Here is a 21,246-nt window from a genome sequence, read left to right on the forward strand (position 1 = left end):
AGCCATTAAAAAAGTGCCACCCTAGAAGAAAGGGGGCACATGTGCTTTAAGAAAAGAATCGATTACTTTTTCATAAGCTTCAGGATTCGTATTATAGGATTGGGCATGTTGGCCTTTTTCGGCTAGGTATAGCTGTTTCGGTCCTTTTTTGTGTTCATATAATTCCTCGCTCATGGTTGAGGGAATATACGCATCCTCTAAACTATGGATAAAAAGAACAGGGCTTTTAATATTCTCTACTGCCTTTAAAGGAGAAACCTCTCTAAATGAATAGCCATCTCTCCGTTTAAGCCACCAATCCCCGAAGGGAAGAACCATCCATTTTGGAAGACGAAAGTCTTTTTTTAGGCGGTAAGCTATTTGCTCGGAGAATTCGGAGAATGGACAATCCGCTATGTAAAAATCAGCTCCATCCTCAACGGTGCCGGCATATAGTAACAGGGTGACCGCACCCATTGATTCACCGTGGATACCAAGCAAAATATCATGACCCTTTTGAGCCTTTAATTCATCAACAATAGCGGCAAGATCATCTTTTTCATAATATCCGTAGCTGCTTGTTTTTCCTTCCGAATCACCATGGCGGCGATGATCATAAATGACGGTGTTAAATCCTTTTTTTGCAAATAAATTGACATAGCGAATCGAATTCCACTTATTTTCAGTGATTCCGTGCGCAATGATCATCCATTTTTTTGATTCCTTATGTGGTTCTGCAAATATAGCATGAATCCGGTATCCATGTTTGGATTGAATCCATTTCTCCTCCTGAGGCAGTTTTTGAAAGGAAGCAGTGTCAAAACGGCCTGCCTCGATTTCACGTTTCCGAACGACCTCAACATCTTTTCGTTTCATATACATCAGCATGTTAGAGAAGAATACGCCAATTCCGATTATGTATGCAATCATGACACCGAAGATAAAATACCATCTTTTCTTTTTCAAATGAAACCCTCCGAAAAACACATTATCATCCTTTAGTTTACCATTCTGCAGAGAAAACAAACATTGAAATAATAGGCAGATTCACAAACGAAAAAACCCTATATTGCTATAGGGATAGATGCTATTGTTTAATTATTGTTTAGTGGCATGCATGAGCCAGACAAATGTATTTAGCTGCTCAAATGTTACATGAAATTGATGCTTTTCCAGGATTGATTTCAAGTAAGGGATCGTCGTGTAATATTCAGTTCGTAAATCCTCTGCTAATCGATCGAAATTGTTGCGCTCAGCGTTATCAATGACCGCCTGCTGATCCTCTTTCGTTAAAAACATCGTATCCGCAAAAACGATTTTTCCGCCTGGTGTTAGAAGATTGGAGTATAGAGCAAAAGCTTTCTCTTTTTCCTCATCGGTTAAATGGTGAAAGGCATAGGTGCTTACAAATGTGTCGACTCCATTTTCAACCGGAAAGTGAAAGAAATCACCGTCTACAATTGATAAGGATCCGAGCTTTTTCTTTGCCTTTTTTCTCATTTCTGTGGAAGGCTCAATTCCGAGAACTTGGTTTCCTTTTTCCAGTAGCCGTGCAGTCAAATTCCCTGTTCCGACTCCGAATTCGATTACAGAGCCATCCGCATGGGATGCAACTGTTTCTAGGATTTGTTCATAATGTAAAAAAACATCGGTATATTGGTCATCAGAACCGGATACCGTTTCATCATAATTAGCAGCCCATTCATCAAATAGCTGGTCAAATTCTCTGCCCATCATACCCCTCCTTTAGTTCCTAATAAATCATATCATATTTATATGAATAATATGGTATAAAGTTACAATTTTTACCTTAAATAGGAAAAAGGAAATAGAGGCTATTAAAAAGTATTAAAACCATACCTGACTTAATTTGACTGACCCATTATAATAGAAAGAAAAAAGGAGCTAATATCCGATGATGAAACATAAACCATCCAAGAAAAACGATGATGGCTCAATTAGCTTGGGAGATCTGCTAAATCAAGATATTTTGAGCCAATTGCAGAATAAAAAAGGTGAATTAAAGGAAGAAGAGCAACGTCGAATACAGCAAATGGAAAAACAAAAGCGTGAGGAACGAAAACGCCGCGAGAAAAATAAAAGCTTTGAAGAGCTATTAAATGAGAGCAATCTGAACTGGAAGCAGTTTAAGGGATAAAGGAAGGGACCACCCTAAATGTAATGCACTCTTAAAAGGAAGTTGAACACTACCTTTTCGAGGCACTGCAAAGCAGGGTGGTCTTTTTATTTGTATAAGTAAATAGTTCTAACCACTATTTACCATTATTTCTGCAAAAAATTATAGGTTTCTCCACAAAATGGTTACATATTACGCAGAACTGGCCGATATAGATAACGGGAAGATATATCGGGAATTTTTGGAGGAATTTTAGAGATGAATATCAGGCGAAAAATTGTTATCACTTTTATCAGCGTTACTGTTTTAAGTTTAATAGTAGCTGCTGTTCTCGCTTACAATCTGTATTCGAATGAAAAGCGCATTCAGGAAATAAATAAGAGTTCCTTAGAGATTGTACTACTAACAGATCAAATGAAAGTCAATGTTATTCAGGTGCAGCAGGTATTCAAAGGAATCAGTGCTACGAAAGGCTCGGACACGATTGATACTTATTCGTTGGCTGATACGTATGCAGAAGAATTTAAGAATCATGCCGAGGATTTAAAAAAACTGGGTGTATCATCCGGAAAATTGGATTCATTAGCAGATTCCTTTACCGAGTTTTATCAATCCGGGCAGCTAATGGCTGAGAGTTTCACAGAAAAGGGGATAGAAGCTGGTAATGAGCCTAAGGTGATCTTTACTCAATTTGAACAAACTATGGAACAGCAGCTTGGTGACTTACAGAAACAGGCTGTTGATGGAATTCATAAGGATATAAATCAATTGACAGAGCAGACGAGAAAGGCCTTAACGACTGCGTTAACGGTTTTTGTTATGAACCTAGCGATCGGCTACACCATGGTTTATAGAGTGACACGTCCGGTTACTCGGGGAATAGAGAAGTTATCTAAACAAGTCATGTTGATTGCCAAGGGAAATTTAACAGAACCAATTGTTGCAGAAACAAAGGATGAAATCGGCACACTTGCGAGTGGAATGGAACAAATGCGTACAGAGCTTGTGTACTTAATAGGTGCCATCAAGGAATCATCTGATAAAATCCATGCCAATACCGTTAAGATGGCAGAGGGTACTCAGCAAACCGGTGTGGCTGCTGATCAAATTGCCACCACTGTTTCGTATATCGCATCTGGAATTGATACTCAATCACATAAAGCTAACCATATCTTTGAGACAATGGTGAATATTACAAAACAGGTTGAAACAGGGACTTATTTTACAAAAGAAACATTGGGCAATGCAGAGGAATCATCACTTATAGCAAGGGATGGACAAGTGATGATTCTCGAAGGACTGCAGGTATTAGTAGCACTTGGTGACGATATTGCTCATGCCAACGAACAAGTGAAGCATTTAGGCGAACGAGCAAATGAAATTGAAAATATAATTCGGTTTATTACAGATATTTCGGCCCAAACGAACCTATTGGCTCTGAATGCAGCTATTGAAGCCGCAAGAGCGGGGGAGCAAGGGAGAGGCTTTGCAGTAGTGGCAGATGAAGTACGTAAGCTGGCCGAACAGACAAATAAAGCTACTGAAGAGATCAAGGATTTAATTAATAAAATTCAAAAAGACACATTTAACACGATGAACGTTATGGAAAATAATTTAAATCAGTTCCGTACTCAGGTTGAAACAGTGATGGAAGGCAGCAGTACACTGACAATCATAAATGAAAAGGTTGGGTATACAAAGAATCATTTAGAGAAATTAACTGAGTCCTTTCAAATGATTAATGAAGATGTTAAAAGAGTTGAGGGCATGATTGAAGAGACATCCACAACCATTCAGGAATCAGCGGCTTCTGCTGAAGAAGTTTCTGCATCCGCAGAGGAACAGAATGCGATGGTAAAAGAGACAGCAGAATATGCTAATGGACTTGCTCAAATTACAAATGAACTTATTGCTCTGACAGGGAAATTTAAAACTGAGAAATCAATGGAAGAATAATGGAAGGCCCTCATCACTGAAAAGTGATAGGGCTTTTTTGTAAGAAAGTACTATTTTCTCCACGGCAATAACCAATAGGCTTTTTATTCATATACTGTTACTGACTTATGCAGATAGAAGGTGAACAGGATTGCTGAGGGCAAGAATTGGAAATCATCAGCGAGAATGGTTTGGAGAGCTGGAGCAATATTTCCATGATTTTCGCAAATACATTATAGGAAATGACAAAACGTTTTCAACCCCATACGGAGAAAAGCCGATTATATATGCGGACTGGACAGCAAGCGGAAGATTATATAAACCGATAGAGGATAAAATCACGAAGGAATTTGGACCGTTTATGGCAAATACCCATACGGAATCAAACCAAACCGGCTCATTCATGACGAATGCGTATCATCATGCAAAGAAAATCATAAAAGAGCATGTAAACGCTGGTCCGGATGATGCGATTCTTCTTGATGGCTTTGGAATGACGTCGGTCATTAACAAATTTCAACGTATACTTGGCTTGCGCATACCAGAAAAATGGGAATCGAGGCTTGAACTAAAGCCTGAGGAAAGACCGGTTGTATTTATTACCCATCGGGAACATCATTCCAACCATACCTCCTGGCTTGAGACGATTTCCGATGTAGTTATCGTGGAACCTGATCAAAAAGGGAATGTCAGTCTGGAGCAATTAGAACGGCAGTTACAATCGTATTCAAACAGACCGTTGAAAATCGGTGCTTTTACCGCATGCTCCAATGTAACCGGACTCATTACTCCATATCATGAACTGGCAAGCGTGATGCATAAGCACGGTGGTATCTGTGTGATAGACTTTGCTGCATGCGCTCCATATGTAAATATCAATATGCATCCCGAGAATCCTGCAGAACAGCTGGATGCGATTTGTTTTTCTCCGCATAAATTCCTGGGCGGACCCGGTACGAGTGGTGTTTTAATTTTTAATAAAAATTTGTATCACAACCACATACCTGATCATCCTGGCGGCGGCACTGTCAATTGGACGGATCCGTGGGGAAACAAAAGCTATTATGAGGATATTGAAACGAGGGAGGACGGTGGAACACCAGGAATCCTGCAATGCATTCGAACAGCATTATGTATAAGGCTAAAGGAGGAAATGGGGGTAGACAATATGTTGGCAAGAGAGAAAGAATTGCTTTCCATCCTTCTTCCGGGATTGTTATCCATACCTGAAATTAAGGTTCTCGAACCAGAGAAAGAAGAACGATTGGGTATTATTTCATTTATGATTCCGGGGGTACACTATAATCTGATTGTTAAACTATTAAATGACCGGTTTGGAATTCAGGTACGGGGCGGATGTTCCTGTGCGGGAACGTATGGGCATTATTTATTGGGAATCTCCAAGGAGAGTTCCCAACAAATCATGGAATTGGTTGATCAGGGCAATTTAGAGGTTAAACCTGGATGGATTCGATTTTCCATTCATCCAACCATGACGAATGCGGAAGCCTACCAATTTATTTCAGCCATGAAATGGATTGTTGACCATTTCGAAGAGTGCCAGCAGGATTATGTGTATGATTCAAAAACGAATGATTATTTTTATTGTGATTACCAACGGGAAGATTTCGACTGGTTATTCTATGTATAGGATAAAAATAAGAAAAGGAATCAGGCTATTTAGATGAAATAGCCTGACTCCCGTTTAATCGCGATGTGTCTCATATTTATTTGCTTTAGTTAAGGAGCGCAATAGTTCCAGCTCTTCGGCTGCTAACGGTTTGCTGTTTATAGCCTTTATATTTTCAAGTAATTGTTTTTCGCTGCTTGCCCCAGGGATCACAGCAGCTACCGCTTTAGAAGAGAGGATATATTGTAAAGCCAGTTCATTCATGGAACGGCTCGCTATTTTTTCTTGAATGGATGGAAGCAGAGACTCTAGCTCCTCATATGTATAGTCCAAATATCCATTTTCACGGATAGAATCGGAAGCTTTATTTAACATTTCCTCTGTTAAAAGGCCTTTTGCTACAGGACCTCTGGCAATGATGCTGATTTGATGCTCCTCCAGTAATGGCATCCATTCCTCCGGTCTTCGATCGAGAAGACTGTATTGCATCATGACCGATATGATACTTGAGTGGTTTGCAAATTCCTTGATGACATTGGGACGGATGGAGGAAATGCCGTACTCACGTATATAGCCTTCTTTCTTTAATTCTTCAAAGGCGGAAATGGTTTCATCCAAGGGATCGTCTATTGTACCGCCATGAAGCTGGTATAAATCGATATAATCGGTCTGTAAACGCTTTAGGCTATCCTTTACGGCCTGCTTAATATAGGTTCGCGAAGGGTCCCAGGACCATGAAGTTTTCTCGTCATTCCATCTGTTACCTGCCTTTGTAGCTAATATCAGGTTCTGTCGATATGGTTTTAACACCCTTCCGACCATTTCCTCATTAAGGCCAAAATCATACAAATCGGCTGTATCAAAATAGTTGATTCCGTGTTCGATAGCTGTCTCCAGTATTAGTCGGGCTTGTTTTTCGTCTTTGCCGAGAGACATGCATCCTAGTCCCATCTCCGTAACATATAAGTCAGATTCTCCAATTTGTCTCTTTTTCACAGGAAATCTCCTTTCGCTATTACAGTGTGTCTTTTCTTTATTGTAATGGAAGGAGTTAAATCCGTCATTTTATTTGCCGAGCGGCCTGCAGCCAGTCCGTAACATACACATATTGATTGCTATATTGCTTTAATTTCTCTTTTACTTCCCAAGCTTTTCCGCTCAAAATGATTTGATTGTCACTGATCCATATTTTCATAACGCACCCCTTTGGACATGCTATATGGTAAAATGTATGAACAGAGGAATGCTTTTTAGAACAAAAGGAGAGATTTAACGATGTACAAATATGAAGAGAAAACGATCAAATCAGAACCTATTTTTAAAGGAAGAATTTTAGATGTACGTGTGGATGAAGTGCTTCTTCCGAATGGAAAGACGTCGACCAGAGAATTAATTAAACATCCTGGAGCGGTCGCAGTGATTGCCGTTACAGATGAAAATAAGCTCGTGCTTGTTGAGCAATACCGTAAGCCGATGGAAAAAGCGTTAGTTGAAATTCCTGCCGGTAAATTGGATGCCGGTGAAGATCCAAGAGATTGTGTGGTTCGCGAGATGGAAGAGGAAACCGGATATGCCTGCGAGTCCATTGAACATATTATTTCCCTCTACACATCGCCTGGATTTGCAGATGAGATTGTACATATTTACCTGGCTAAGGGTCTTTCTAAAAAGGAAGATGCAAGAGGCCTTGATGAGGATGAATTCGTGGACTTGATGGAAGTCACATTAGAAGAGGCTTTGGAACTGATTAAAGAAGAGAGAATTCAGGATGCCAAAACAGCCTATGCGGTTCAATATTTACAGCTCCAAGAGGCACTGTCTAAATAAATGAAGACATATTACGCGGATTTTCATATTCATGTGGGGAGAACGAAATCTGGGAAGCCTGTCAAAATTACAGGAGCGCGGACCCTAACGATTTCAACTATTCTTGAATATGCTGCGACAAGAAAAGGACTCGATATGGTTGGGGTCATCGACTGCCATGTTCCTGAGGTGATAGAAGAACTTGAGGGGCTCATGGCAAAAGGAGAGATGAAAGAACTCGAGGGCGGCGGTCTTCAACATAAAGACGGTACCGTTTTGATTCCTGGGAGTGAGATTGAAATCAATGATGCAAACTGCAAAGGGCCCATTCATGTGCTGGCTTATTTTCCTACTCTTGAAAAAATGAAGCTGTTTTCGGAATGGTTTGCAGCGAGAGTTAAAAATAATACTCTCAGCTCTCAGCGTATTTATGAGAGTGCTACCGTATTGCAGAAAAAAGTAAAGGATTTGAGCGGGTTATTTATCCCTGCACATATTTTCACTCCCCATAAAAGTTTGTACGGCAGAGGGGTCTTAAAGAGCCTAAACGAGGTTCTGAATCCAGACTGGATTGACGCTGTTGAGCTGGGGCTCAGTGCTGATACGACAATGGCATCCAAGTTAAGCGAGCTGAACCGCTATCCCTTTTTAACAAATAGTGATGCACATTCGTTGCCAAAGCTGGCTCGTGAATATCAAAAACTGTTGCTGCAGGAGCCTAACTTTACCGAATGGCATAAAGCACTTCAACAAGAAGAAGGACGTGCCATTTTAGCTAATTACGGACTGAATCCGTATTTAGGTAAATACCATGAAACAGTTTGCGAGAATTGCGGCGAAACTCTAGCTGTGTATTCAGAGCGCTGTCCTTATTGCGGCTCTAATCAGGTGACACGTGGAGTAGCTGAACGTATCAATGATCTTGCAGATGCAGAGCTGGGAGATGTTCTGCAAGAGAGACCGCCTTATATTCATCATATCCCGCTTGAGTTTATTCCAGGGCTAGGACCGAGAACATTGGATAAATTAGTAGCTGGTTTTGGTTCAGAAATGGCTGTCATCCATGAAGCCAGCCTGGAGGAGCTAAAGGGGCTAGTTCCTGAAAAAATAGCCATGCTCATCTATCAGGCACGGGGTGGTACATTGTCTCTGCAAAAAGGCGGAGGCGGTATTTACGGGAAGATTATTACGGATTAATGGAGAAAAAGGACAGTGAATAGCATTCACTGCCCTTTTTTCTATTTTACAAATCACTTCTGATTTTAGAGAAAATGCATGTATCACGAAGGGAGGTACCTGTAGAATCATAGCTGTCGTGTCTTAATGTCCCTTCAAGAGTGTAACCCAGTTTTTCAGGAATCCGTCTGGAGTTTATGTTTTTTGAATCACAGCGAATTTCCACCCGGTTAGCTAGTAATTTATCGAATGTGAAGTTCGTCAATAATTCAACAGCCTCTGTCATATATCCTTTTTTAGTGTAACGAGAATCCATCCAATATCCGATCTCGAACTTTCTTGTTTCCCAATTCATTCTATGTAGTCCGGTGGAACCAAGGAAAATATTATCTTCTTTTCTCATCACATATAGACGTATATCTTCTCTTAAAATAAACTCTGCCTGTGCTCTTCGTAAATTGTCCTCTGTCTCCTCTAATGTCTGATCTCGATTAGCCCAGGGCATCCAGGGTTTTAAATCTTCTTTTGAAGCCAATATGGCATCATGGACCATAGGCCCGTCTCCCGGTTTGCAAGAACGCAAATAAATTCGGCTTCCATCAAGTTTTTCTGGTATGTCCATCAGGATCGGATTCATGCCAATCTCCTCCTTTTATGTAAATTAAAGAGATTATATCATACTATTTAGACTAGTAAGAATTTATTTTTTACTAGAATACAATCTCTAGTAAATACATAGAATCTAGTAATGGAACCGGAGAGGAGAATTCCCCTGTGAAAAAATCGTATTATAAAAGAGCTTTGCTTTTTCATATTAAAGATCATTTATCTATTTTCATTTTTATTATGGTCCTATTCCTGATGGGAATCATTTTTGGGGCAATTATTGTCAACAGCTTATCTTTAACTCAGAAAGAGGACCTGTTTTATTATTTGTCTCAGTTCTTCGGAGAATTAAAGCAAGGGAAAGTCAGTGCAAGCAGTGAAATTTTCATCTATAGCTTTCAGGAGAATGCGAAGTTTATTATCTTAATGTGGATTCTTGGAATCTCGATTATCGGGTTACCAATGATTTTAATTCTTCTTTTTATAAAAGGAATCGTGATCGGCTTTACTGTCGGTTTTTTGGTTAGCCAAACAGGGTGGCAGGGCTTTATGCTTGCGTGTGTATCCATTTTACCTCAGAATATCATCCTTGTACCCGTAACCATTATCATGGCATCATGCGCCGTCATTATCTCCATTAAAATGATTAAACGCCAATTTTTAAAATCAAGCCGCGAAAAATTAAGGCCTTATTTTTTCCAGTATTCTCTGTTGCTTGGAATGGCCTTAGTGTCTTTTGTTGTTGCAGCCTTGATTGAATCCTTTTTATCACCGGGGCTAATGAAAGCTGTAATTGATAATATGAGTTAATAATAATTATTAGATAATAATCATTATTATAAGTTGTTTATAATTATTATATTTTACATGGACGTTTTTTTTGCTATACTATAAATGGTGATAGAAGGCCGGACTCATAATCCCTTTTTGCCTTCTTCTATAATATGATGATGAAATCCGGACAGATTCAGCGGCGAGGAGGAAAAGGGTTGGAATCTAGATTAGATCGAATAAAAAAGCAATTACATTCTTCAAGTTACAAGCTGACGCCGCAGCGAGAGGCCACGGTTAGAGTGTTGCTCGAGAATGAAGAAGACCATTTAAGTGCAGAGGATGTATATTTGCTCGTTAAAGAAAAAGCACCGGAAATCGGTTTGGCAACTGTATATAGAACGCTTGAATTGCTTACTGAGCTTAAAATAGTAGATAAAATTAATTTTGGTGATGGGGTATCCCGTTATGATTTGCGACAAGAGGGAGCAGCGCATTTTCATCACCATTTAGTCTGTATAGAATGTGGAGCAGTAGATGAAATTCTTGAAGATTTATTAGATGATGTAGAACCGATTGTTGAACAGAAATTCAGATTCAAAATTAAGGATCATCGCCTGACATTTCATGGGGTTTGCCATCGTTGCCAAGATAAAAAAGAAGAGCCGGAGACTGCAGGGTCCGGGAATAACCATGCAAGATAAGCCTTTCCGTTGTGGAAAGGTTTTATCTTTTACTCATAAAACGTGGATGATATGTATAAAACATGTCCAAACAGGCATAAATTGATAAAAAGGCCTGGAGGACTAGAGAATTATGAGAAATTTGATTAAATTATTTTGGCAAACAAGCAAGGTATTCATCATGTTTGTTGGCTTTACGATATTATTTTATTTTGCTATTGTTTGGTTTAATGAGGAATATGAAAATTATCATCGCTATGACGAGCCTAAGGGAACGGCTGTAAAGGTTTTTCAATCCATCAATGATGAAGAGGAGCCTGGATGGAGAGAAAGACTCTTTCTATTTTATTTAGATGGGGAGTAAATGAAAATGAAAGATCCATTGCAGGATTTTATCCATTATTTAACAATCGAAAAAGGGTTGGCTAAAAACACCCTCCTATCGTATAAACGAGATTTGGATTCCTATTATAAGTTTTTGAAAAATCAACAAATTGACAACTGGAAGGACGTTTCCCGTGTTCATATTGTCCAGTTCCTGGGTAAATTAAGGGATGATGGAAAATCGTCCAAAACGCTGGCACGCCATACAGCTTCCATTCGATCCTTCCATCAATTTTTATTAAGGGAACGTATTTCGGAAACAGATCCGTCTGTCTTGATTGAAAGCCCTCATACTGAGAAATCATTGCCAAAGGTTTTAAGCCAGGAGGAAACGGAGGCATTGCTGAATGCACCTAACCCAGCTGACGCTTTCGGTATACGGGATAAGGCTATTTTAGAGCTGCTCTATGCAACTGGTATGCGGGTTAGTGAATTAATAGAGTTAAATATTGATAATGTACATATAGAAATGGGATTTGTTCGCTGTATAGGGAAGGGAAATAAAGAGCGAATTATCCCGGTGGGGCAAATGGCCCTTGATTCGATTACCACCTACTTAACATCAGGTAGACCTAGATTGGTTAGCCAAAAGAATAAATCGGATGCTTTATTTTTGAATCATCACGGCGGACGTCTCAGCCGCCAAGGGTTATGGAAAATTATCAAGAAGCTTGCTGAGCAGGCGAATATTCAAAAGTCATTGACACCTCACACCCTTCGCCACTCATTTGCCACTCATTTACTAATGAATGGTGCGGATTTGCGGGCTGTTCAGGAGATGCTCGGACATGCTGATATCTCGACAACACAAATATATACACATGTCACGAATGTCCGTTTAAAGGATGTATACAGTAAGTTCCATCCCCGAGCTTAAAAGGGGATTCTCTAAGTTTAGGATAGTTACGGCGGCCTCCGGTAAGGGATGCCGTCTTTATTTTTGAACACGTTTCTAAAAAGAAATAAGCAGTAGGTCTAAAGACTTTTTGAATATTGAGTGAATACCGAAAAATAAAACTATTAAAATTTGGTAAACTTAAATTGGCAACGTTTCCCCGGTGATGTAAAATAAAGAAGTCAGACCTCTGACGCCTGCAACTTTTGACCCGTAAATTCCACTGAAATTTATGGAAGATTACAGGCGTTGAGAAAGGGTAACCTACATATAAAAGAAGCTGGAGGTTTCAGGTATGAAATTTAAGCGAGTATTTTTAACTGTAATGGATTCTGTTGGGATTGGTGAAGCGCCAGATGCAGAGAAATTTGGCGATAAAGGTTCGGATACACTTGGACATATAGCTGAAAAAATGAATGGGTTGAACATGCCTGTCATGGGTAAATTAGGCTTGTCAAACATCAGAGAAATTAAAGGGATTCAAAAGGCAGAAAAGCCAATGGCTTATTATACAAAAATGCAAGAGGCATCCAATGGGAAAGATACGATGACTGGCCACTGGGAAATCATGGGGCTGCGCATTGATACACCGTTCCGTGTATTTCCGGATGGATTTCCGCCGGAATTAATTCAGGAGCTGGAAGAAAAGAGCGGCAGAAAAATTATTGGGAATAAACCGGCGAGCGGTACAGAAATCCTAGTAGAATTGGGAGAAGAACACGTAAAAACCGGAGCATTAATCGTGTACACTTCTGCTGACTCCGTTCTGCAAATTGCAGCTCATGAGGATGTAGTACCTCTTGAAGAGCTCTATCGTATCTGTGAAATTGCCAGAGAAATGACTCTTCGTGAAGAATATATGGTAGGCAGAATTATTGCTCGCCCATTCGTTGGAGAGCCTGGTGATTTCAAACGTACGCCAAATCGCCATGATTATGCGTTAAAACCATTTGGACGCACGGTAATGAATGAGTTGAAGGATAGTAACTTTGATGTAATCTCCATTGGGAAAATTGCTGATATCTACGATGGCGAGGGCGTAACAAAAGCGCTTCGCACAACAAGTAATATGGATGGAATGGATAAGCAGGTCCAAACATTGGACATGGACTTTACTGGTCTAAGCTTCCTGAACCTTGTTGATTTTGATGCTGTATTTGGCCACAGACGCGATCCTATTGGGTACGGTAAAGCATTAGAAGAGTACGATGGAAGATTGCAGGAAGTACTGGATAAAATGAAGGAAGACGATCTGCTAATTATTACAGCAGACCATGGTAATGATCCGGTTCATCCTGGAACAGACCATACGAGAGAATATGTTCCTTTACTTGTATACTCCAAACAATTTAAAGAAGGTAAAGAACTGCCGATCCGCAGTACATTTGCGGACATTGGTGCAACCGTTGCTGATAACTTCGGTGTGAAAATGCCTGAGCATGGAGTAAGCTTCCTTAAGGAACTAAATTAAAAGGAGAGAACAGAATGTTTGAAAAAGTAAATGAAGCAGCAGCGCATATTTTAGAGGTATCCGGTCAAAAGCCGGAACTAGGATTGATTCTTGGTTCAGGGTTGGGAGTATTGGCTGATGAAATTGAAAATGCCACTGTAATCCCATACAGTGAAATACCTCATTTCCCAGTTTCTACTGTTGAAGGACATGCCGGCCAACTTGTTGTTGGAACGCTGGCAGGCAAAACAGTAGCGGCTATGCAGGGGCGTTTCCACTATTATGAAGGATATTCCATGCAAGAAGTTACATTCCCGGTACGTGTTATGAAGGCAATGGGAATGACGCATATTCTTGTAACAAATGCAGCAGGCGGAGTAAATGAAAGCTTCAAGCCTGGTGATTTGATGATTATCACAGATCATATTAATTACATGGGCGCACACCCATTAATTGGACCGAATCACAGTGAGTTTGGACCAAGATTCCCTGATATGACAAGTGCTTATACAAAATCATTAGTGGAATTGGCAGAACAAGTTGCTTCTAAACAAAATATTGCGATTCAAAAAGGTGTTTACATTGGATTTACAGGTCCTACTTATGAAACACCAGCAGAAGTAAGAATGGCACGTATTTTAGGCGGAGATGCAGTGGGAATGTCAACAGTTCCTGAAGTTATCGTTGCTGCTCATGGAGGCATGAAGGTACTCGGTATTTCATGCATTACAAACATGGCTGCTGGAATCCTGGATCAGCCTTTGGCACATGACGAGGTAATTGAAACGACTGAAAAAGTAAAATCTACGTTCTTGAACTTAGTGAAATCAATCGTATCAGAAATGAAAATTGAAGCGTAAGTAAGTTTTAACAGGAGGCTATCTAATAGTTTTTATTAGATAGCCTCTATTTTTTTACGGTTAATAGTAGGAGTAAGATACCATGCGTAATGACATGCTAGGGTAAAATGAATAAATAATTCACTTTGGCCTGATATAAATTGCTCTAGTGTCCAAATTTGATTCAATTACTGTGTAAATCGTTCGTTCAAATGCTTAATGATCGCACAATAGCCATGCTAATCGCTTAAGAGTCTTACATGATCGCTCAATCACCAGAATTCCCGCTCAATTAACCTCATTTTCCGCTAATTGCTTTACCGTTCGCTCAATAAATTGAAATATCGCTCAATTCCACTCCCTTTTCGCTCAATTCCTTTCAAAATCGAACTATTGCTATAAAATTTCGCTCAATTGTTTATAGGTTGCCTGTTATATAGATGAAATTTAAATACTGATTATAAAAAGCAGACTGAAAAGTCTTCGCTTTAACCAATTTCCTTTAAAAATAAGGATGTTTTTATGATTTACAGGCTCAAATTTCTCTCCTCTCGAGTTTTGCTCGATAATTTAATTTCAGAACATCTAATGTTAGTTAATTTGGTTCTACTAACACAGAAATAGCTGAATTCCCTTTGAAATTAAGACTGCATATTTAAAATCTTCATTCAAATTAATTAGGTCCTCACCAGGAAATATAATTTTATCTGAGATAAGATTCTGGACTGTATAAAAGTAGTGTTGTTGGTAAAACTGGAATTTATCATGAGTAGGAGGTCTGTCCATGAAACGGTATGTTTCAGCTTTATTAGTAGTAGTGTTCACTTTAAGTATGTCTGTACCATCATTTGCAGCCGAAAAAACAAAAACGGCGGAATTAGATTTAGCACCTAAAACGAAGTCAGCAATACTGATAGAAAAGGATACGGGTTCTGTCATATATGATAAAAATAAAGATGAGCGGCTGTCTCCCGCCAGTATGACGAAGATTATGACTATGCTGTTAATCATGGAGGCATTAGATCAAAAGCGTATAACGATGGAAGATAAAGTTCGAACAAGTGAATATGCTGCCTCAATGGGTGGTTCGCAAATCTTCCTTGAACCAGGTGAGGAAATGACAGTTGAGCAAATGCTTAGAGGAATTGCGATTGGTTCAGGGAATGATGCCTCCGTTGCCATGGCTGAGAAAATTGCTGGAAGCGAAGAGGAATTCGTGAAAAGAATGAATGCCAAAGTGCAGGAATTGGGATTGAAGAACACTAAATTTCAAAATTGTACGGGACTGCCGACAACTGATCATTACAGTTCAGCATTTGATATGGCGACTATAGCAAAAGAGTTACTAAAGCATGAGGAAATCACAAATTTTACGAGTTTATATGAATCTTACTTACGTGAGGATTCAGATAAAAAATTCTGGCTTGTGAATACGAACAAACTGGTGAAATTTTACCCAGGTGTGGACGGATTAAAAACAGGTTTTACACATCAAGCAGGATATTGCTTAACCGCAACAGCTAAAAAAGATAATTTACGAGTCATTGCAGTTGTATTTGGAGCTGAGAATCCAAAGGAACGAAATTCTCAAATTACAAAAATGCTGGATTATGCCTTTGCTAATTATCAATCACGTCCGGTCTATAAGAAAGAACAGCCTCTTGCACTTTTGAAAATTGAAAAAGGTCAACAGAAGAAAGTAAGTCTGGTCACAAACGATTCAGTTTCTCTTTTAAATAAAAAAGGGGAAGACAATGTGAATATCCGTCCGAATATCGTACTGAAAAAAGATGTACAGGCCCCAATCAAAAAAGGGGATCAGCTTGGTGTCTTAAAAATGATGAGAGACGACAAAGTAATTTCAGAAACCCCTCTTATTGCATCAAAAGATGTAAAACGAGCAAGCTGGTTTGATTTATTTAAGCGTTCTTTCGGCATGTTTACCCATACCGGCGACGAATAAGCATTGGTATGCGAAATTAAACGAATAGAAAGAGAATATCACTAGTTTTGTCTTTAAGAAGGAATTGAAGTGGAGCTTGGCGAAAATCACCACTATACTTTCTTTGAAGGGGGCAAAGGTACTGTGAGTCTAGAAATTGATATGAAGACGATTGAGGATATATTATGTATTCGCCTGAAGGGAGAATTGGATCATCATACGGCGGAGGATTTAAAGAACAAGGCATCTCAATTAATAGAAACTGGTGGCATTCGCCATATCATTTTAAATTTGGGCGAGTTGAGTTTTATGGATAGCTCCGGTCTTGGGGTGATCTTAGGCAGATATAAACAAATTCAGCAATTTGAAGGGGAAATGATTGTTTGTGCCATCTCGCCTTCTGTTCATAGGTTATTTGAGATGTCCGGAATGTTTAAAATTCTTCGTCTTGAATCTTCAGAGGAAGCAGCTATACAGGGATTGGGGGTAGCGTAAATGAAAAACGAAATGGCTATAGAATTTTCTGCATTAAGTCAAAACGAATCATTTGCACGGATTACGGTGGCAGCTTTCATCGCGCAATTGGATCCTACACTTGATGAGTTAACCGAAATTAAAACGGTTGTATCGGAGGCGGTCACCAACGCGATTATCCATGGATATGAGGGAGATGCCAAGGGCAAAATCTATATCACTGCGATATTGGATCTTGAGGAAGAAAGAGTGGAACTGACAATCCGGGATAATGGCATTGGAATCAGAGATATCGATGAAGCAAGGCAGCCTTTGTATACAACAAAGCCAGAATTGGAAAGGTCCGGTATGGGCTTTACCATAATGGAGAACTTTATGGATGAGATTTATATCGATTCATCCAGAGGTGAAGGAACAGAGGTAAGGCTTATGAAAAATCTTTCCAAAAGCAAAGCTTTATGTAATTAAGGAGACTAATACAATGGATGTGGAAGTCAAAAAGGGTAAAAAGACCGCCCAGCTTAAGGACGAAGAGGTAAAAACACTTATACTTCAAAGCCAGCAAGGTGACCAATTAGCTAGAGACGAAATCATCCAGAAAAACATGAGGCTTGTATGGTCAGTTGTACAAAGATTTCTTAACAGAGGATATGAACCAGATGACTTATTTCAAATAGGGTGTATTGGTTTATTGAAATCTGTAGATAAATTTGATTTATCCTATAATGTTAAATTTTCAACCTATGCAGTTCCCATGATTATTGGAGAGATTCAGCGTTTCATTCGTGATGACGGCACGGTAAAAGTCAGTCGTTCATTGAAGGAAATGTCCAACAAAATCAGAAGAGCGAAGGATGAATTATCTAAGCACTTCGGACGGACGCCAACCATTACAGAAATCAGTGAGTATTTGGATTTATCACCTGAGGAAATCATTATGGCACAGGAGGCAAGCCGATCGCCTTCTTCAATCCATGAAACGGTTTATGAGAATGACGGCGATCCGATTACCTTGCTAGACCAAATAGCAGATAGTTCAGAGACAAAGTGGTTTGAAAAAATTGCTTTGAAAGAGGCAATCGCCTTATTGGATGAACGAGAGAAATTAATTGTTTATTTACGGTATTATAAGGATCAAACGCAGACGGAGGTTGCAGAGAGGCTAGGAATCTCCCAGGTACAAGTATCTAGATTAGAAAAAAAGATTTTAAATCAAATGAAAGACCGTATGGACTAGAGTGCTGGTTCGTACGGTTTTTTTTTGCGATTGAATGTATCTCTCTATAAACTAATTTATGATTTTTGGTATGGTTCCTGATTTTTCTAACCATACTATAAATACATGTGAATTAAGGAAATGGGGATGAAAATATTCATGGAGGAATGTGTTTATATCCGTTTAAAATATCGGGCGAAAGTTTTGCCGAACCATCCGATAAGACTTTCGGATATTGCCAATATAATTGGGACAGACGAAGTAAAAGAAAAGGTTGGAAGTTTAGTTCTGGGTGAATTTTCGAAGAATAAAAATGTTTTTATTCTGGATGTAACGGTTGTTCTCCAAGCAATTTTTCAGCATTTTCCCGAAATGAAAATGGACACCTATGGCCCATCGCAAACAATTGTAGAGGTAGAACGTAAAACGAAGAAAGTATCGAACCTTTTGTTTATTCTTGTGTGGATTGTCCTTTTTATAGGGGCTGGCTTTGCGATTATGAATTTTCATGAGGATGTCAGTATGAGGGAGCTGCATGAACGTCTCTATTATATGATTACCGGTAAGCATTCTGCAAATCCACTTGTATTTCAAATACCCTATTCATTTGGACTCGGAATTGGGATGATTTTGTTCTTTAATCATATTTTCACAAAAAGATTAAATGATGAACCAAGTCCAATGGAAGTAGAGATGTTTAACTATCAGCAGGATTTAGATCAATACATCATTATGAATGAAAACAAACATTCGATTACTTCCGTAAAAGATGACTGAGTTCGTTTTTGTGCTGATAGTTGGATTCTCAGGTGGGGTATCGGTCGGAGCCGGATATGTGGCTTTCCTGACTGTCCTTAATATTATACCAAGGCTTACACAGCTTACGAAGGTTCAATCTGTTCATTATTTTGAAAGTGCGGTTATACTCGGAGCAATAGGTGGGACCATATCCAGCTTATGGGACTTTTCATTGGGATTAACTCCGATACTCCTATCAATCATGGGCATATTTAGCGGCGTTTTTAACGGGATGCTAGCAGCAGCTTTGACAGAGGTTTTAAATGTCTTTCCGATCTTGGCAAAAAGAATCGGAATGCAGGAGCGGATTCTATATATTCTGATGGCGCTTGTTCTCGGGAAAATAATGGGCTCACTATTTCAGTGGATTGTTTATAATCAATAAAAGTCATAGGGCGGTGAAAGAGTTGAAAGGGAAGCGAAATATCATCATTATCACAGATGGAGACGAATATGCGAAAAGAACGATCGAACATGTAGCAAAAGAAATCGGCGGTCGCTGCATTTCATCCTCCTATGGAAATCCAACAAAAATGGGCGGAGCTGAACTGATTAAACTCATTAAATCTGCAGCCCATGACCCGGTGTTGGTTATGTTTGATGACAGTGGTCTGGTCGGAGAAGGGGCTGGTGAGCAGTTAATGAAATATGTTGCGGAACACCCTGATATCAATCTTCTTGGAATTCTTGCCGTTGCTTCAAAAACGAAACAGGAAGAATGGACAAAAGTAGATGTCTGTATTGATCGCGAAGGGAATCTTACCGGATTTGGCGTTGATAAATTTGGAATACCAGAAATGGATGTTAAACGAATTAATGGAGATACAGTCTATAGTATCGATTCTATTCATGCACCTATTGTTGTCGGTATTGGTGATATAGGCAAAATGTCTAAATATGATGATATTGCTAAAGGCAGTCCCATAACACTTAGTGCTGTAAAACTGATTCTCGAAAGGAGTGGATACCATGCAGGCCAATCAAAAGGAGAAAACACCCATATCGAGTGACATACAGGCCGTAAAGCAATACATGGAGAAAAATGTGGGTCTTGGAGTAAGTTTTGATTTAGGGGTAAGAGAAATCCTGATTCGCGATACAATGATGCAAATGTATTATGTGAATGGTTTGTGTGATACCAGTTTTATCATAGAGATTTTAGAGACATTGACTGATATTAATGAACAAGAAGACAATGCCTTGGATGTCCCTATCTATGACCTCGTTAAAAATCGGCTAGTACAACAATCTGTCGAGGTTGTTCAAACGATGGATGAAATGGTAGATCAGGTATTGTCAGGCTTGATCTCCATTATTGTTGCAGGCAGCGGAAAAGCTCTGATCGTAGATGTGAGGAGTTATCCGGGGAGACAGCCCCAGGAACCGGATACAGAGAGGATCACAAGAGGAGCAAGGGACGGTTATGTTGAAAATATTATTATTAACACTGCCTTAACACGCAGGAGAATTCGCGATGAACGTTTGCGATTCGAAATTATGCGTGTTGGAGAACGCTCCAAAACAGATATTGCGATTGGATATATTGATGGGGTAGCTAATCCGAAGCTCGTTAATATCATTCGGGATGAACTGAAATCAATTGAAATTGATGGATTGACGATGGCCGAAAAAACGGTTGAGGAATATTTGGTCAATCAAGGGTATAATCCTTATCCAATGGTTCGCTATACCGAGCGGGCAGATGTAGGAGCCAACCATTTACTCGAAGGGCATGTCCTTATTTATGTAGATACGTCGCCAAGTATCATGATTACACCGACGACCTTTTTCCATCATGTCCAGCATGCAGAGGAATACAGACAGGCAGCTTCAGTGGGCACCATTCTTAGATGGTTCCGTTTTCTCGGTATTTTTGCCTCTCTTTTTATATTGCCATTATGGTTATTATTTGTATTGGAACCCCATTTGCTACCAGAAACTATGAAGTTTATTGGTCCGCAGGATGATGCACATGTTCATATTCTATTACAGATTGCTGTAGCGGAGGTTGGAATTGAACTGCTCAGAATTGCTTCGATACATACACCTGCTCCTTTATCATCAGCCATGGGACTTATTGCTGCCGTCCTAATTGGTCAAATAGCCATAGATGTTGGTTGGATGGTACCCGAGGTATTACTTTATGTAGCCATTGCATCGATTGGCAGTTTTGCCACTCCAAGCTTGGAGCTCGGCTTGGCCAATAAATATATGCGGTACCTGATTTTAATATTAACTGCTTTGTTCCATGTACCCGGGTACATGATTGCCAATACGCTCTTCGTTTTTTTCCTAACCAGATTAAATACGTTATCTACACCTTATTTATGGCCGTTTATCCCATTTGCACCTAAAGCGCTTTCGAATATTATTATCAGAAGGCCGGTGCCTGGCAGACATTTAAGACCGCGGATTTTACATCCGGTGGATCGTACAAAATAATTCATTTTGAATTAGGGTATTAGTGTGATAAAGTAGTTATACTATTCAAAAAATAGACAGCATTAATGGCTGTCTATTTTTGT

General features: G+C 39.5%; 24 protein-coding genes. 19 read left to right on the plus strand and 5 right to left on the minus strand.

Annotated elements, in window-relative coordinates:
- Positions 1-21: 21 nt before the first annotated feature.
- A complete protein-coding gene (locus AC4BHP_RS03370) occupies positions 22-945 on the minus strand; it encodes an alpha/beta hydrolase (RefSeq protein WP_308810535.1) in 924 nt (307 codons plus the stop codon).
- A 132-nt stretch (positions 946-1,077) separates the two neighbouring features.
- Positions 1,078-1,713 carry a class I SAM-dependent DNA methyltransferase gene (locus tag AC4BHP_RS03375; protein ID WP_066107690.1) on the minus strand — a complete coding sequence of 212 codons (636 nt, stop codon included), beginning with the start codon at positions 1,711-1,713 and terminating at the stop codon, positions 1,078-1,080.
- 181 nt (positions 1,714-1,894) lie between these two features.
- Between AC4BHP_RS03375 and AC4BHP_RS03380 the strand changes: the two genes are divergently transcribed.
- From AC4BHP_RS03380 to AC4BHP_RS03390, 3 genes are all read left to right on the plus strand, one after another.
- Positions 1,895-2,137 (plus strand): YqkE family protein, encoded by a 243-nt coding sequence (locus tag AC4BHP_RS03380; RefSeq protein WP_306821548.1) that lies wholly within the window; start codon positions 1,895-1,897, stop codon positions 2,135-2,137.
- Positions 2,138-2,374: 237 nt separating this feature from the next.
- A complete protein-coding gene (locus AC4BHP_RS03385) occupies positions 2,375-4,072 on the plus strand; it encodes a methyl-accepting chemotaxis protein (protein WP_066107687.1) in 1,698 nt (565 codons plus the stop codon).
- Positions 4,073-4,202: 130 nt separating this feature from the next.
- Positions 4,203-5,702, plus strand: a complete 1,500-nt coding sequence (locus AC4BHP_RS03390; RefSeq protein ID WP_490551299.1) for an aminotransferase class V-fold PLP-dependent enzyme — start codon at positions 4,203-4,205, stop codon at positions 5,700-5,702.
- 54 nt (positions 5,703-5,756) lie between these two features.
- On the opposite strand, the gene AC4BHP_RS03395 is transcribed toward AC4BHP_RS03390, so the two are convergent.
- Entirely contained in the window at positions 5,757-6,677 is a 921-nt protein-coding gene (locus tag AC4BHP_RS03395; RefSeq protein WP_139891698.1) for an aldo/keto reductase, read from the minus strand.
- Between the two features lie 64 nt (positions 6,678-6,741).
- Positions 6,742-6,876, minus strand: a complete 135-nt coding sequence (mciZ, locus tag AC4BHP_RS03400; RefSeq protein WP_077248152.1) for a Z-ring formation inhibitor MciZ — start codon at positions 6,874-6,876, stop codon at positions 6,742-6,744.
- A gap of 80 nt (positions 6,877-6,956) precedes the next feature.
- On the opposite strand from mciZ, the gene AC4BHP_RS03405 reads away from it, so the two are divergent.
- Both AC4BHP_RS03405 and AC4BHP_RS03410 read left to right on the plus strand, forming a co-directional pair.
- Positions 6,957-7,508, plus strand: coding sequence for an NUDIX domain-containing protein (locus tag AC4BHP_RS03405; protein WP_139891700.1), 552 nt, complete (start codon positions 6,957-6,959; stop codon positions 7,506-7,508).
- Positions 7,509-8,684, plus strand: coding sequence for an endonuclease Q family protein (locus tag AC4BHP_RS03410; RefSeq protein ID WP_490551300.1), 1,176 nt, complete (start codon positions 7,509-7,511; stop codon positions 8,682-8,684).
- A 46-nt stretch (positions 8,685-8,730) separates the two neighbouring features.
- On the opposite strand, the gene AC4BHP_RS03415 is transcribed toward AC4BHP_RS03410, so the two are convergent.
- Complete coding sequence (locus AC4BHP_RS03415) at positions 8,731-9,300, minus strand: GNAT family N-acetyltransferase (protein ID WP_066107671.1); 570 nt, start codon at positions 9,298-9,300, stop codon at positions 8,731-8,733.
- 137 nt (positions 9,301-9,437) lie between these two features.
- Here AC4BHP_RS03415 and spoIIM point away from each other — a divergent pair, with 137 nt between their 5' ends.
- The 14 genes from spoIIM to AC4BHP_RS03485 all read left to right on the plus strand — a co-directional run bounded on the left by spoIIM (position 9,438) and on the right by AC4BHP_RS03485 (position 21,163).
- The gene (gene spoIIM / locus AC4BHP_RS03420) at positions 9,438-10,079 is read left to right on the plus strand and encodes a stage II sporulation protein M (RefSeq protein WP_066107668.1); all 642 of its coding nucleotides are present in this window, start codon (positions 9,438-9,440) and stop codon (positions 10,077-10,079) included.
- A 179-nt stretch (positions 10,080-10,258) separates the two neighbouring features.
- Complete coding sequence (gene fur, locus AC4BHP_RS03425; protein ID WP_066107665.1) at positions 10,259-10,744, plus strand: ferric iron uptake transcriptional regulator; 486 nt, start codon at positions 10,259-10,261, stop codon at positions 10,742-10,744.
- A gap of 112 nt (positions 10,745-10,856) precedes the next feature.
- The gene (locus AC4BHP_RS03430) at positions 10,857-11,087 is read left to right on the plus strand and encodes a YqzK family protein (protein WP_066107661.1); all 231 of its coding nucleotides are present in this window, start codon (positions 10,857-10,859) and stop codon (positions 11,085-11,087) included.
- A 6-nt stretch (positions 11,088-11,093) separates the two neighbouring features.
- Complete coding sequence (xerD, locus tag AC4BHP_RS03435) at positions 11,094-11,984, plus strand: site-specific tyrosine recombinase XerD (protein WP_066107858.1); 891 nt, start codon at positions 11,094-11,096, stop codon at positions 11,982-11,984.
- 313 nt (positions 11,985-12,297) lie between these two features.
- Positions 12,298-13,473 carry a phosphopentomutase gene (gene deoB / locus AC4BHP_RS03440; RefSeq protein ID WP_490551301.1) on the plus strand — a complete coding sequence of 392 codons (1,176 nt, stop codon included), beginning with the start codon at positions 12,298-12,300 and terminating at the stop codon, positions 13,471-13,473.
- A 14-nt stretch (positions 13,474-13,487) separates the two neighbouring features.
- Positions 13,488-14,312 carry a purine-nucleoside phosphorylase gene (locus AC4BHP_RS03445; RefSeq protein ID WP_139891702.1) on the plus strand — a complete coding sequence of 275 codons (825 nt, stop codon included), beginning with the start codon at positions 13,488-13,490 and terminating at the stop codon, positions 14,310-14,312.
- A 763-nt stretch (positions 14,313-15,075) separates the two neighbouring features.
- Positions 15,076-16,254 (plus strand): D-alanyl-D-alanine carboxypeptidase family protein, encoded by a 1,179-nt coding sequence (locus tag AC4BHP_RS03450; protein ID WP_066107653.1) that lies wholly within the window; start codon positions 15,076-15,078, stop codon positions 16,252-16,254.
- A 123-nt stretch (positions 16,255-16,377) separates the two neighbouring features.
- Positions 16,378-16,728 carry an anti-sigma F factor antagonist gene (gene spoIIAA, locus AC4BHP_RS03455; protein ID WP_066107855.1) on the plus strand — a complete coding sequence of 117 codons (351 nt, stop codon included), beginning with the start codon at positions 16,378-16,380 and terminating at the stop codon, positions 16,726-16,728.
- Positions 16,729-17,175: an anti-sigma F factor gene (gene spoIIAB / locus AC4BHP_RS03460; RefSeq protein WP_066107650.1), complete on the plus strand. Its 447-nt coding sequence runs from the start codon at positions 16,729-16,731 to the stop codon at positions 17,173-17,175.
- 13 nt (positions 17,176-17,188) lie between these two features.
- Entirely contained in the window at positions 17,189-17,944 is a 756-nt protein-coding gene (gene sigF / locus AC4BHP_RS03465; protein WP_066107647.1) for an RNA polymerase sporulation sigma factor SigF, read from the plus strand.
- Between the two features lie 138 nt (positions 17,945-18,082).
- On the plus strand, positions 18,083-18,700 hold the full coding sequence (locus tag AC4BHP_RS03470; protein WP_066107645.1) for a stage V sporulation protein AA: 618 nt from the start codon (positions 18,083-18,085) through the stop codon (positions 18,698-18,700).
- Positions 18,693-19,106 carry a stage V sporulation protein AB gene (locus AC4BHP_RS03475; RefSeq protein ID WP_066107644.1) on the plus strand — a complete coding sequence of 138 codons (414 nt, stop codon included), beginning with the start codon at positions 18,693-18,695 and terminating at the stop codon, positions 19,104-19,106. The genes AC4BHP_RS03470 and AC4BHP_RS03475 overlap by 8 nt, the downstream gene beginning before the upstream one ends.
- A gap of 22 nt (positions 19,107-19,128) precedes the next feature.
- Positions 19,129-19,731: a stage V sporulation protein SpoVABEA gene (spoVAEA, locus tag AC4BHP_RS03480; protein WP_066107642.1), complete on the plus strand. Its 603-nt coding sequence runs from the start codon at positions 19,129-19,131 to the stop codon at positions 19,729-19,731.
- A complete protein-coding gene (locus tag AC4BHP_RS03485; protein ID WP_490551302.1) occupies positions 19,691-21,163 on the plus strand; it encodes a spore germination protein in 1,473 nt (490 codons plus the stop codon). The genes spoVAEA and AC4BHP_RS03485 overlap by 41 nt, the downstream gene beginning before the upstream one ends.
- Positions 21,164-21,246: the final 83 nt, after the last annotated feature.

This window comes from Pradoshia sp. Z4_20 (assembly GCF_058216035.1).

What these genes read in the sequence shown, in the direction of transcription:
- AC4BHP_RS03375 (WP_066107690.1), bottom strand. Translation starts at nt 1,713, where the DNA reads ATGGGCAGAGAATTTGACCAGCTATTTGATGAATGGGCTGCTAATTAT.
- AC4BHP_RS03380 (WP_306821548.1), top strand. Translation starts at nt 1,895, where the DNA reads ATGATGAAACATAAACCATCCAAGAAAAACGATGATGGCTCAATTAGC.
- AC4BHP_RS03385 (WP_066107687.1), top strand. Translation starts at nt 2,375, where the DNA reads ATGAATATCAGGCGAAAAATTGTTATCACTTTTATCAGCGTTACTGTT.
- mciZ (WP_077248152.1), bottom strand. Translation starts at nt 6,876, where the DNA reads ATGAAAATATGGATCAGTGACAATCAAATCATTTTGAGCGGAAAAGCT.
- AC4BHP_RS03405 (WP_139891700.1), top strand. Translation starts at nt 6,957, where the DNA reads ATGTACAAATATGAAGAGAAAACGATCAAATCAGAACCTATTTTTAAA.
- AC4BHP_RS03410 (WP_490551300.1), top strand. Translation starts at nt 7,509, where the DNA reads ATGAAGACATATTACGCGGATTTTCATATTCATGTGGGGAGAACGAAA.
- AC4BHP_RS03415 (WP_066107671.1), bottom strand. Translation starts at nt 9,300, where the DNA reads ATGAATCCGATCCTGATGGACATACCAGAAAAACTTGATGGAAGCCGA.
- AC4BHP_RS03430 (WP_066107661.1), top strand. Translation starts at nt 10,857, where the DNA reads ATGAGAAATTTGATTAAATTATTTTGGCAAACAAGCAAGGTATTCATC.
- xerD (WP_066107858.1), top strand. Translation starts at nt 11,094, where the DNA reads ATGAAAGATCCATTGCAGGATTTTATCCATTATTTAACAATCGAAAAA.
- deoB (WP_490551301.1), top strand. Translation starts at nt 12,298, where the DNA reads ATGAAATTTAAGCGAGTATTTTTAACTGTAATGGATTCTGTTGGGATT.
- AC4BHP_RS03445 (WP_139891702.1), top strand. Translation starts at nt 13,488, where the DNA reads ATGTTTGAAAAAGTAAATGAAGCAGCAGCGCATATTTTAGAGGTATCC.
- AC4BHP_RS03450 (WP_066107653.1), top strand. Translation starts at nt 15,076, where the DNA reads ATGAAACGGTATGTTTCAGCTTTATTAGTAGTAGTGTTCACTTTAAGT.
- spoIIAB (WP_066107650.1), top strand. Translation starts at nt 16,729, where the DNA reads ATGAAAAACGAAATGGCTATAGAATTTTCTGCATTAAGTCAAAACGAA.
- sigF (WP_066107647.1), top strand. Translation starts at nt 17,189, where the DNA reads ATGGATGTGGAAGTCAAAAAGGGTAAAAAGACCGCCCAGCTTAAGGAC.
- AC4BHP_RS03470 (WP_066107645.1), top strand. Translation starts at nt 18,083, where the DNA reads ATGGAGGAATGTGTTTATATCCGTTTAAAATATCGGGCGAAAGTTTTG.
- AC4BHP_RS03475 (WP_066107644.1), top strand. Translation starts at nt 18,693, where the DNA reads ATGACTGAGTTCGTTTTTGTGCTGATAGTTGGATTCTCAGGTGGGGTA.
- AC4BHP_RS03485 (WP_490551302.1), top strand. Translation starts at nt 19,691, where the DNA reads ATGCAGGCCAATCAAAAGGAGAAAACACCCATATCGAGTGACATACAG.